This is a genomic window from Streptomyces sp. CA-251387 (assembly GCF_050936625.1).
In the GTDB taxonomy this organism is placed as follows: domain Bacteria; phylum Actinomycetota; class Actinomycetes; order Streptomycetales; family Streptomycetaceae; genus Streptomyces.
Genome location: NZ_JBNJMJ010000002.1, coordinates 363218 through 375330, shown reverse-complemented (window position 1 = coordinate 375330; position 12113 = coordinate 363218). Strand labels below are relative to the sequence as shown.

Here is a 12113-nt window from a genome sequence, read left to right as displayed (position 1 = left end):
ACTGATCGGGTGACGCTGGTGGTGTCCGCAACGCACGAGGCTCCCGTGCCGTTGGGGGAGGTGTTCGAAGTCTCAACCCACAGGCACAGGAGCCGCGTTGGTTCCGTATTCTGCCGCACTCGACCTGCCCCACGCCCTGGTCGAGTGGGTCACCATGCTCATCGTCACCCGCGAGGGTGACCGCCGCTGCAAACTCCCGCCGCACCAGCGTGCGCTGGTCGGCCTGGTGTACCTGCGCCGCCACGACACCCTCGCCCAGATCGCCGCCGGCTTCGGTATCTCGGTGGGGACCGCCCACGCCTACACCACCGGGGTGATCAGCCTGCTCGCCGAGCGTACACCGGGCCTGCTCAAGGTGTTGCGCGAGACCGATCCCGACCACGTCCTGCTCGACGGCACTCTTGCGGAGTGCGACCGGGTCGGCGACAGCCGGGCCGACTTCTCCCACAAGCACCGTCGACACGGGGTGAACGTGCAGGTGGTGACCGACCCGGCCGGGCGGCTGCTGTGGATCTCGCCCGTGCTGCCCGGCCGCGCACGACCTCACCGCGGCCCGTGCCCACCGGATCATCCGGATCTGCGAACGCCAGGGCGTCCCGGTCCTCGCCGACCGTGCCTACATGGGAGCCGGCCAATGGGTGACGAGACCCCTCAGGCGCCCGCCGGGCCGTGACCTTACCCCCACCCAACGAACCGTCAACCGCGCGCTGTCCGCGGCACGCGCACCGGTCGAGCGCGGCGTCGCACGACTCAAGTCGTGGCGGATCTTCCGCAGGCACCGGTGCAGCCCGAATCAAATGTCGTCAATCTCCGCTGCCGTCCTCACCCTGGAGCGGCAACGCTGAAAAGGCTCAGTGAACCTCTTTCATCCTGTGCGGTGGGGATGAAATGGGCTGGTCAGGTGGGGGTGACATGGCGAAGCCCCTCGTCGTTGGTGTGGTGATCTCACTCAGCACGCCATCGGCCGGGGGGCTTCGTTGGTTCCGTATCCTGCCATGCTCGACGTCCCGTACGAGCTGGTTGAGCACGTCTGGTGGCTCATCTACGCCCGAAGGCATGAACTTCGCACGCGTTGGCGGAAGTTGGGGTGCTTCAAGCAGGCCTTGCTGGTTCTGGCCCACCTGCGGAAGAACGAGACCCTCGCACAGGTGGCCGCCGGTTTCGGAGTGTCGGAAGCGACAGCCTGGCGCTACGTCGGCGAGACCGTGGAGGTGCTGGCCGCGTGGGCACCGGGCCTGCACGAAGCCCTCGTCGGTCTGGGCGAAGGCGACTTCGTCATCCTCGACGGGACGCTGATCCCCACCGACCGGATCACGGCCGATGAGCCGTACTACTCGCAAAAACACAAGAAGCACGGCATGAACGTCCAGGTCATCACGCGTCCGGACGGCACACCCCTGTGGTTTTCGCGGGCAACGCCGGGACGCACCCACGACCTGACCGCAGCCCGCGCCCACGGCATCGTCCAGGCCTGCCTCACCCGCCAGATCCTCGTCCTGGCCGATCGGGCCTACCAAGGCGCCGGCGCCACTGTCCGCACCCCGTACTACGGTCACCGCGAACTGCCGGAGCATTACCAGCAGTACAACCCCGACCACGCCCGTCTCCGCGCTCCAGGCGAACGCGCCTTCGCCCGCCTCAAGTCCTGGCCACTGCTACGACAAGCCCGATGCTCGACCAACCGCATCGGCAGAATGGTCGCAGCAGCCCACACCCTCCTCACCTGCGAATACGCAGGATGAAAGAGGTTCACTGAGCCTTTTCAAGTTGAGCGTCCGGGGACGAGCGCAGTCCGTCCTGACCTGCTCAGATCCCTGTGGGGTGTCACCCGATCGGTGGGCGAGTTGAAGAAGCTCAGTAGATGCATTGTCCTCGTGTGTGGTGGCCTGGCTCGATGGGGCATGAGACCTCGTGGAGTGTGGCGTCTCGTGGGTTGCCCGCGCATGCTGGTGGTATGAACAGCGTCCATGGGCTCTGGGACCGGCAGGTGGAACAGAACGTGCTGGTCACGGCGGTGCAGGGGGCCCTGGCGCGCAGGAGCGGTTTCATCGCGATCGAGTCCCAGGCTGGGATGGGAAAAACGGCTCTGTTGAGATATGCCGGGGATGAGGCGCGGCGTGAGGGGCTGCGGGTGCTCACGGCGCGAGGGGTTGATCTGGAGCGAGAGTTCTCTTTCGGTGTGGCACGTCAGTTGTTTGAGCCGGCGCTGGCTGCTGTGCCGCCTGAGCAGAGGAAGAGGCTGCTGTCAGGGGCGGCAGGTGCTGCAGCGGCGCTTGTGGGTCAGGAATACGGGCCCGATGCTCCACTGCACGGAGAGTTCGCTATTCTTCATGGGCTCTATTGGCTGACAGCGAATCTGTGCCAGAAGGAACCCCTTGTCCTCCTGATCGATGATGTGCACTGGGCTGATACCGCGTCCTTGCGTTTCCTCGCCCATCTCCAGCCGCGGCTGGAGGAACTGGCCGTCTTGGTGGTGATATCCCTCAGGCCCGACGAGCCGGAGGCGCCGGCGGAACTGCTGGGACGGATCACTACCGACCACACGTGCGCTCTGCTGCACCCAAGGGCTCTGAGCGAGCAGGCAGCGTCCGAGATTGTGCATCGTGCTCTAGGGCCGGAGGCGGAAGAGGAATTTGTGGGCGCCTGCTGCAGAGCGTCTGGTGGCAGTCCGCTACTCCTGCACGAGGAGGTCCGCGCGATCTCCGAGGAGGGGATCGCACCCACTGCAGCCAATGCCCGGATCGTGGAGGAGGTGGGGGCCCGGGCACTCTCTTCCCGGGTCGCGCTGCACCTTGGCCGGCTTCCGGCGGAGCACCTCGCCATGGCCGGAGCCGCGGCCTTGCTGGGGGAGGACAGTGAGCTTATGCAAGCGGCCGCGGTTGCCGGCATAGAGACACACGAGGCCTTTGCGGCCGCCGCCCAACTGGCGAAGCTAGGGCTGCTGGAGATCGCTGATGCTGTTCCCAACCCGAAGGTGAGGTTCTCGCACCCCCTGATACGCGCGGCGATCTACCAGAACATCGATCCGGTATTGAGGAACGATAAGCATCGCCATATCGCTTCCTTGCTCGTCGAACAGAAAGTTGATCCCGAGCGGGCCGCAGCTCACCTGCTGCGCACGTCGCCAGTTGGTGAGCAGTGGGTCATCGCGGCTCTCCACGCCGCTTCCCGCACCGCGCTGGCCCGCGGTTCCCCAGAGAGTGCGAGCGCCTACCTACGGCGATGTATGGCCGAGCCGCTCGAGGCGCGTGATCGGGTCGACACTATCATCCGGCTCGGAACCCTCGCTATTCGCTTCGAGCCCCAGGCAACAGGGGAATATCTACATATGGCTCTGGCGGAAACGAATGATCCGATCTCCCGAGCCGAAATCGTCTCCCGGCTGGCATTGATGCTTGCCTGGCAGGAACACAACGACGAGGCCCTGGCACTCTGCTCCAACGCAATCGAGGAACTGGCCCCTACCCACACCGAACTGCACAACCTGCTCACCGCAGCACTGTTGGACATGGCCCAGGACGACCCGGCGGCTTACAATCTTGTGAAAAAACGCATGGCAGCACTGCTCGCCGCACCATCCGAGGAGACGGTCGGAGGCCGAATTCTGGACGGCCTGCTTTCTCTCCATGAAGCGTTCACTGGCGCAGATCGCAAGGCCGTGGCCCGTCGCGCCCACCGCGGACTGGGCTGCGGAGACATGGCGATCAGTGGTGAATTCGATCCGCTCGGCGCACCCCGAATAGCCGCATATGCCTGTAGTTCCTTCGCGCTCATGGCAACCGATTTGGAGGATGTCCTACCCATCCTCGACCATCTTCTCGCGCAAGCCCAGCAGTTCCATTCAGAGGGCGACACCGTCGCCGCTTACACCTACCGCTCAGTAATGTGGCTGTGGCGCGGAGATCTGACCGAAGCGCTGGCCGATGCGCATCATGCACTCCGCCTGGAGGAAGAGACTGGAGACATGGTCAACGTGCCGCTAGCATTGTCGGTGGCTGTTACCGCTCTCATGGAGCAGGGAAAACTCACTGAAGCCGCTGACCTGTTGCAGAATATCGATATCCTTCAGCCCCGGCGCATCGGTAACTGGTTCCGCGTTCACGAATGCTACGGTCGTCTGCTGCTGCGCCAGCACCACCCCGACCAGGCACTGGAAGCAATGCTCTTCGCCGGAGATAGCTTTGCTGCAACTGGCGGGCGCAACCCGGCCTTCACGGCGTGGCGCTCCGGGGCCGCTGAATGTCTGCATGCCCTTGGCCGGAATTCGGAAGCGCTCAGATATGCTGAAGAAGAAATTGCCCTCGCCCGCGCTTGGGGGGCGCCCCGTCCTCTGGGCCATGCGCTGCGCATTGCCGGCCAGGTTGCCGGCGGGGCACAAGGCGTTGCCTTGCTCACTGAGGCCGTGGAAGTCCTCGAACACTCCACAGCCCGGCTCGAACTGGCCCACGCGCTGGTGGACCTGGGTGCCGCCATTCGGCGGTCCGGGCACCGCGCGGAGGCCCGCCCTCCTCTCAGCCGCGGACTGGACCTGGCCCATCAGTGTGCCGCCGCCGACCTGGTCGAGGTCGCCCTCAGCGAACTGGGTGCCGCCGGCGCCCGGCCACGTCGGCTCACGTTGACCGGGCCCCAAGCCTTGACTCCCAGCGAGCGCCGTGTTGCCGACCTCGCTGCCACCGGGCTCAGCAACCGCGACATCGCCCAACAGCTCTACGTCACGGTCAAAACCGTCGAGGTACACCTGGCCAAGGCCTACCGCAAACTGGGCATCACCAGCCGCCAACGCCTCGCCGCCGCACTCCAGGAAACCCCCACACACAAGAGCCGGTCCGGCGAACCTCTCAGTCCTGCTACTCCAGGGTGATGATCTGCTTGGGGACGCTGGTCCCCGCGAGGAGGAGTTCATCGTGCCAGGGATGCGTCCGGCTTATCCGTCGGAGCTTTCGTCAGTTAGTCGAGATTGCCAAGGTGTCCTCGCCGCTTATGCTGATGTTGGGTCGCATGCTGCGTCGTTCATGTTGCCGAGAGCGGCTCCGCCTTGAGGTGTGTTCGCGGTGTTTTGGAAATTGCCAACCTAGTGGCGTTGTGCCCCTGCACTTCCTCGAATGACCGCTCCCTTGCGGGGTATCCGATGATCAATAGATTTCGTCGCTCCACGAACCGAATCGCTGAGGATGTCGACGCCGATGTGCTCGCCAAGCTGGGGTATCGCCAGGAGCTCAATCGTAGTCTGGGGATACTTGGCAACATCGCCATAGGATTTGCGGTGGTCTCACCGGTGGTTGCCCTGTACGCGGTGGTCTCGGTGGGCACTATGCTGGCTGGCCCTGCCTGGGTTTGGGTGCTTCCGGTATGCCTGGTCGGGCAGCTATTTCTTCTGTGTGTATACTCCGAACTCGCCTCCCAGTTTCCGATATCTGGAAACTCCTATCAGTGGACTCGGCGGCTAATGGGCCCTTCCTACGCCTGGTCCACTGGATGGCTGACCATCTGGGCAGGGATAACTGCAAACACGGCTGTCGCCTATCTGGCAGCACCCTGGTTCTTCGCTCTCTTCGGCTGGACCGCTACACCGGCACGCCTAGTCGGAGTGGCGGCAGTTTTTCTTCTCATCTGCGCACTGGTAAATTTTTTGGGTATCAGTGTGTTGGGGGGAATGATAAAGGTTGGTGTTGTCGTCGAGGTGGTCGTCGCAATAGGGATTGGATTTTCTCTTCTTCTGGTGTTCCGTCGCAATGGTCTATCCACCTTGACCGATACGCTGAATGCTCAGGAGCTTTCCGGCGGATCGGCCCCTGCGGCGTTCCTGGCTGCCCTCGCTGTGGGTGGGTGGGTTTTCATCGGATTCGATGCCTGCGTGGCGACCTCGGAAGAGACAAAGGCGGCCGCACGGCACGTACCACGCGCGATCTGGTGGACGCTGCTCAGCATCGGGGGAATCGTGATTCTTAATTCTGTCGCGATCGGACTGTCCCATCCCGCCCCGAAGAAAATCGTCTCTGGAGAAGACACAGATCCAGTCAGTACAGCAGTGGTCTCCTCCTTCGGCGGCTGGTCAGCCAAGCCCTTCAGCCTCGTAGTGATCATCGCATTCGGTGCCTGCTTGATAGCCTCCCAGGCAGCCGCCGCCCGTGGCCTCTACTCCATTGCTCGGGACGATGTCCTGCCCGCCTCTTCTCTGCTCCGCTGGGTCAATAGACGACATGTACCCATGGGCGCACTAGGAGTCATGACCATCCTCAGCGCCACCGGCCTGCTATTCGGACTGAGCAGATCCGCCGTCGCCACGCTGATCACCTTTGGAACTGCAGCATTTTATCTGGTCTTCCTGGCCATCGCGCTGGGTGCCTTTATCGCAAGGGTGCGCCGCACCTGGGTCCCAGCGGGGCAGATAAGGCTGGGACGGATTGGAACTTTACTGAATGCTCTCGCCGTGCTCTGGCTGACTTTCGAGACCGTCAACGTCTCTTGGCCCCGTCCCGTTCTAAGCCCGCCCGGTGCACCCTGGTATCAGGTGTGGGCTGCCCCTCTTACCATCGCCGTAATACTGATCAGTGGAGCCATCTATTTGTTCACGGCCCACCCCCAGGATAAGGTTCGTGCCTCCGCCAGCTTTGCTGACGGTGGCGACGCCCGCCGAGTATTTTCGAGCCCCGACCGGAATGCTCGGCAGCGGCCGAGGAGGAGGGTCAGCCGGCCAGCAGACCTTGCCCTGGTCAACACGCACATCCTGACCTTCAACGCCGCTCGGCCGACAGCCACCGCCCTTGCTGTTCGCGACGGAAGCATCATCGCCGTCGGTGACGACAGTGACATCCGTCCTCACCTGGGGAAACGCACAGACATCATTGCGGCCCCAGGCAGCACTATCACCCCCGGCTTGATCGACAGCCACCAGCATCCCATCGCGGGTCTCGGCATGGCGCGCGGCCTGAACCTCACTGGTGTGACGGACGTGGACGAACTTCGCCAGCACCTGACCGAGTACGCACGTACCTGTCCCCCTGAGGGCTGGGTGATCGGCTACGGTGTTGAGTACGCCGCTTTGGGCCGGAACATGCACCGCGACCTCATAGACGATGCCCTTGAAGGCAGACCGTCCCGTCTGACGATGTCAGACGGGCATAATGCCCTGCTCAGCACTGCGGCCCTGCGCATAGCAGGCATCACAGAGTCACGAGAGTTCGGCGATCGCTCAGAGATCGTTTGTGACGAACGAGGACCCACAGGCGAACTTCGCGGGCTGAGCGCCTGCTTGACAGCCCACGATTACGTTCCCGCTATGGAACTGGAAGAGCTGCACCAGAAGGCGCAAGACCTGTTCGCCGAACAGAACCGCTGCGGTCTCACAGGCATACATGTCCTCGACGACGCCCCTCACACCGCTGCCGTCCTGACGGCCCTCGCCCAAGAGCAGCAGCTCACAGTCCGTGTGCGCTTCGCCCCTTGGTGTCTTCCCGGATCCGAAGACCATCTCCACGACCGCATCACTGAATTGCGCAGAACATTGGGACCGCCCCCAGGCGGTACTCCGATGCTGAGACTCGCAGCAGTGAAATTCTTTCTCGACTGCGTCATCGACAGCGGCCGGGCCTGGCTACATGAACCAGATACTTATGGCCAATCCATCACTTCGCTGTGGAAGGAACCCTCCGTGTTCGAGGAGGCAGTCCGTACCTGCCGCGCCATGGGCCTGCCTGCCTGGACCCATGCTGTCGGCGACCGCGCGGTGAACACGGCATTGAATGCCTACCACCGTATCGGGCAGCCGGCTATCGGCCGATACCGCATCGAACATGTCGAACTTCTCGCCGACAACGACGTGACTCGCTTCGCCGACCTTGACGTCATCGCCTCTGTCCAACCCACTCACATGGACTGGATTCGGGCCGACCGTAGTGACAACTGGTCCCTCCGTATCGGCCCTCAGCGCATGAGCCGGATCTGGCGCTATGGCGACATTGTCCGGGCTGGGGGAGAGGTGGCCCTAGGCTCGGACTGGCCCGTTGCCGGTTTCGATCCGCGCACTGTGATGGCCAGTGCCCAACTGCGCCGTCCTGTCACAGAGCGTGATCGCATTCCCCTCCTGCCACAGCAAGCCCTCACCTGCCTACAGGCTTTGGCCGGCTACACCACGGCTGCCGCCTCGGCCAGTGGCGAAGGGGGATTTCCGGATGTATTCGTGAGGGCGCGTACGCCGATCTCACTGCCTTCGCCGCCGACCCGCTGACTTCACCTCCCGAGACCCTCCCCCACATCCCCATCACCTTGACCGTTGTCGATGGACGCATTGTCCACCGCCGGAGCGTGTAACTGAGACGGGGTTGAATGTGCAGGTGGTAGTTGATCCGGCTGGACGACTGCTGTGGCATCTGCGAACGGCAGGGTGTTCCCGTGCTCGCCGACCGCGCCTATCCGGGCGCCGGCCCGTGGGTAACGACACCGGTCCGACGTCCGCCCGGCGGCTACCTTTCGTCGACCCAGTGAGCCGTTTTCATCCTGTATATGTGCACGTCAGAAGGGTATGGATGGCTCGGACTGCTGTTCCGATTCGGCGAGTGGAACAGCGAGCGCGGCAAAGTAGTCGCCACGTCTTGAGTTGTGCGAAGGCTCGTTCGCCGGGAGCCCGGAGGCGGGCGTGGTCGCGATTGAACTGCTGGTAGTGCTCTGGTTGTTTGTGATGGTGGTAGTACGGGGTGCGCACGGTGGCGCCGGCGCCCTGGTAGGCGCGGTCCGCGAGGATGAGGATCTGCCGGGTCAGGCACGTGATGCGGGCTGGGCTGCATCGGGCTTTGCGGAAGATCCGTCAGGACTTCAGGCGGGCGACGCCGTGTTCGGCCGGTGCCCGTGCCGCGGCCAGGGCTGAGTTGACGGTCTTCTCGGTGAGGGTGAGTTCCGGCAGGGGGCCTGCGTTTGATGCCCGTGGTCACCCAGGGGCCGCCGCCCTGGTAGGCGAGGTCGGGCAGGATGGGGACGTCCTGGCGCTCGCAGATGCGGATGATTCGGTGGGTGCGGGCCTCAGTCAGGTCGTGAGTTCGGCCTGGCAACGCGGGTGAGAGCCAGAGCAATTGGCCGCCGGGATCGGTGACCACCTGCATGTTCACCCCGTGTCGGCGGTGCTTGTGGGAGGAGTCGGCCGGGCTGTCGCCGACGTGGTCGCACTGGACTCGCTGATCCCGAACCCGGCAGCGATCTTCGCGAGGGTGGTGTGTTCGCGCAGGTACACCAGTTCCGCCATCACGCGTTGAGACGGGCGGAGCTTGCAGCGCCGGTCGCCCACGGGTGACAACGAGCATGGTCACCCACTCCAGCATGGGGCAGGTCGAGTGCGGCAGGATAGATGACCAACGAGGCCCTTGAGCAGCGTGGTTGAGACGTCAGACATCTCGGGGCCCTCGCTCGTTGCGCTTCGCGGACCGTCACCTGATCGGGGGCCGACTCGAAGAGGCTCAGTGCACAGTCAACCGCGCTCTCTCCGCGGCGCGGACACCGGTGGAGCGGGGCGTGGCCCGTCTGAAGTCCTGGCGCATCTTCCGCAGGCTCGATGCAGCCACAATCGAATGTCGTCAATCGCGGCCACCGTCCTCACCCTTGTTGTGATACGAGCGTCTCCGCTGGACCCGGGACTGCTTCCTGCCTGCCGGGGCTGGTCGAGCCCGTGGTCTTTGAGGCGGCGATGGTGTGGTGGCTGGAGGAGCTCGATCGGCGGGAGGCTCCCGTTCGTCCATCCGCCCGAGCTGGTGGACCACAGCGGGCTCCAAGCACACTCCGCACGAACGCGGCGGAGATGTCCGAGCCGTTCGCGCGGGCGGATCAGCGTCACATCCGTGCCTCGAGCGCCCGTTTCCGCATGCCGGATGACGTCGCCAGATTCCTCGACGCCCCAGCGACTGGGCCTCCGCCCCAATGGCCAGTCGGCGCTGACGTGAGGAGGGCTTCAGTCTGCAGGCCAGCGCCAAGACCATCGAGGGCAAGCAACACCCTGACTCTCAAAGCGGGCCATGGAGCCCGGCCGGGCCCCTCTCCCACGGGCGGCCGGGGCTGGCCGCGGTCGGCGGGGGTACGGACTTCGAGCTCGGCGCGGAGCTGGGGGACGAGCATGAAGCGCGGGGTGTGGTACTTCGGGGCGACCTTGCCGCCGCGGGTGCGGCAGGTGCTTCCGGCGGGCACTTCACAGGTGGGGCAGTCGAACTGTTCGACGGCGGCGGCCAGCCCTACGGCACCGCCGCACAGCTGCGGCCAGTCGGAGGCCAGCAGCTCGTGCCAGGCGCGGTCCAGCGCGGCAGCGATGCGCTCGACGGCGTCTGGCGCGGCCAGCACCTCGCGCACCCGCGGATCCCGAGCCGGTTGCAGCGCCGTGATATGTGCGATCTCAGTGCGGGCCTGTGCCGGCGGTGTGGCGCGGATCGCGGCGAGATCGTCGGCCCAGGTCTGGGCCAGCCCCTTGGGTGGCACTGCGACGAAGTCCGCGCCGGACCGCGACGTGTGCAGGGCGAGGGCCGCGTCCAGCTCGGTCTCACGCCGCAGCCGTCCAAAGCCGGGCCGTGCCGCCCATGCCTCCGGCAGAAGCCGGTATCCGCCGCTGTGAAGCGTGCGCAGCAGGTTGGCCAGCTCGAAGGCAGGGGACAGGGCAAAGCGGCTGCGCAGCAGGTCCTGAGCGGATGCCTGGAACCGGAGCACGGCACGAGCATACGACCTTACGTGCTGGAACGAATCATTCGCAGGCACCGGGCCGCCCCCGGAAGGCTGCCCGACATGAAAATGCACCCCGCGGCGCCTGCGCGTCGCGCCACGTACCGGGACGTGCTGGCCGAGCCCCGTTTCCGGCTGCTCTTCCTCACCCGCTCGGTGGCGATCACCGCCGACTCGCTGCGCATCACAAGCTTCTCCCTTCTGGTCTTCGCGACGACCGGCTCGCCGCTGCTGAGCGCCGTCTCCTTCGGAGCCGGGTTCCTGCCGCAACTGTTCGGCACCCTGTTGCTCGGCTCACTCGCCGACCGGCTACCGCCCCGGGCACTGATCACCGGCAGCTACCTGCTGGAGGCCGCCGTGGTACTGGCCCTGGCACTGCTGCCGCTACCCGTCCCGGTCAGCCTGGCTCTGGTGGCGCTCGTGGCATTGGTGACACCGATATTCAACGGCGCGTCGGGTCGGCTGGTGGCGCGATGGCTGACCGGAGACGCCTACGTCCTGGGACGGTCGCTGAACAGCATGGCCTCCTCCGGCGCGCAGCTACTGGGCCTGGGCTTGGGTGGGACAGCCGTCGCGATGTTCGGGGCCAGGCAAACGCTGGAGGCCGGAGCCGTTCTCTATCTCGCGGTCGCGGTCGCGATCGCGGTGCGCCTGGGCCTGCCGGACCTTCCTCCCGATGAACAGCCGTCCGGATCCCCGGTGCGCAGCAGCCTCCAGGGGGTCGGCAGACTGCTGCGCGCCCGCGGTCTGCGGCGGCTCCTTCTGGCGCAGTGGCTGCCAGCGGCGTTCACGGCGGGTGTCGAGGGACTGCTCATCGCCTATGCCGGCCAGCGCCACTTTGCCCCCGGCGCCTACGCCCTGCTCATGGCCTGTCTTCCCGTCGGCATGCTGCTGGGCGACCTGGCCGTCGGCCGGCTGCTTCAACCACTGATCCGGGAGCGGCTCGTGGCACCGCTGATCGCGGTGATGGGCCTGCCCCTGGGTGGCCTTCGCCGCCGAGCCCGGGGCACTGGCGAGCGCAGTCCTGCTGCTGGTTGCGGGCATTGGTTTCGCCCATGGCCTGGGTCTGCAAAGGGGCTTCCTGGACTCGCTGCCCGACCAGACCCAGGGCCAGGCGTTCGGCCTGCTCCACGCGGGCAGCATGACTCTGCAGGGTGTGGGGCCCGTCTGTATCGGCGCGATCTCGACGGCGGCCGGAACCGGTGCCGCCATGGCCACCGCTGGAGTGGCCATCTTGCTAACCGCCTGCTGGGTCGCCGGCTGGCACCACGTCGGCCCCCGCTCTCCCGAACCGTCTGACCGGCAGGATGAGTGACCGTTTTGAGAGGTAGCCGGCGCAGACGACACACGGCTGGCCTACGCTCTCCCCGGGAAGCCTGAAGGGTGACAGCCCAGGCCTCGGAAGTGCCGTCGTCGAGACCTTA

4 protein-coding genes and 7 pseudogenes are annotated in these 12113 nt (G+C 65.3%); 8 read left to right on the top strand and 3 right to left on the bottom strand.

Annotation, left to right across the window (positions count from 1 at the left end; translation table 11 throughout):
- The first annotated feature begins 97 nt into the window (after positions 1-97).
- The 6 genes and pseudogenes from ACQEV2_RS43420 to ACQEV2_RS43395 form a co-directional block, all read left to right on the top strand.
- A pseudogene (locus ACQEV2_RS43420) lies at positions 98-845 on the top strand (transposase family protein).
- A 91-nt stretch (positions 846-936) separates the two neighbouring features.
- Positions 937-1742 (top strand): annotated as a pseudogene (locus ACQEV2_RS43415) (transposase family protein).
- Between the two features lie 212 nt (positions 1743-1954).
- Positions 1955-4861, top strand: a complete 2907-nt coding sequence (locus ACQEV2_RS43410; protein WP_433056015.1) for an AAA family ATPase — start codon at positions 1955-1957, stop codon at positions 4859-4861.
- A gap of 324 nt (positions 4862-5185) precedes the next feature.
- Positions 5186-8227 carry an amino acid permease gene (locus ACQEV2_RS43405; RefSeq protein WP_433056012.1) on the top strand — a complete coding sequence of 1014 codons (3042 nt, stop codon included), beginning with the start codon at positions 5186-5188 and terminating at the stop codon, positions 8225-8227.
- A complete protein-coding gene (locus tag ACQEV2_RS43400) occupies positions 8164-8310 on the top strand; it encodes an amidohydrolase family protein (RefSeq protein ID WP_433056125.1) in 147 nt (48 codons plus the stop codon). The genes ACQEV2_RS43405 and ACQEV2_RS43400 overlap by 64 nt, the downstream gene beginning before the upstream one ends.
- Positions 8311-8318: 8 nt before the next feature.
- Positions 8319-8481: pseudogene (locus ACQEV2_RS43395) on the top strand (IS5/IS1182 family transposase); the annotation flags it as partial.
- A 10-nt stretch (positions 8482-8491) separates the two neighbouring features.
- Here ACQEV2_RS43395 and ACQEV2_RS43390 read toward each other — a convergent pair.
- Together ACQEV2_RS43390 and ACQEV2_RS43385 are read right to left on the bottom strand one after the other, a co-directional pair.
- Positions 8492-8761, bottom strand: a pseudogene (locus ACQEV2_RS43390) (transposase family protein); the annotation flags it as partial.
- Positions 8735-9345: pseudogene (locus ACQEV2_RS43385) on the bottom strand (transposase family protein); the annotation flags it as partial. The pseudogenes ACQEV2_RS43385 and ACQEV2_RS43390, both read right to left, overlap by 27 nt.
- A gap of 108 nt (positions 9346-9453) precedes the next feature.
- Between ACQEV2_RS43385 and ACQEV2_RS43380 the strand changes: the two are divergent.
- Positions 9454-9590, top strand: a pseudogene (locus ACQEV2_RS43380) (IS5/IS1182 family transposase); the annotation flags it as partial.
- 226 nt (positions 9591-9816) lie between these two features.
- Here the strand turns inward: ACQEV2_RS43380 and ACQEV2_RS43375 are convergent.
- Positions 9817-10677: a zinc finger domain-containing protein gene (locus ACQEV2_RS43375; protein WP_433056009.1), complete on the bottom strand. Its 861-nt coding sequence runs from the start codon at positions 10675-10677 to the stop codon at positions 9817-9819.
- Positions 10678-10752: 75 nt separating this feature from the next.
- Between ACQEV2_RS43375 and ACQEV2_RS43370 the strand changes: the two are divergent.
- Positions 10753-12004: pseudogene (locus ACQEV2_RS43370) on the top strand (MFS transporter).
- Positions 12005-12113: the final 109 nt, after the last annotated feature.

What these genes read in the sequence shown, in the direction of transcription:
- ACQEV2_RS43410 (WP_433056015.1), top strand. Translation starts at nt 1,955, where the DNA reads ATGAACAGCGTCCATGGGCTCTGGGACCGGCAGGTGGAACAGAACGTG.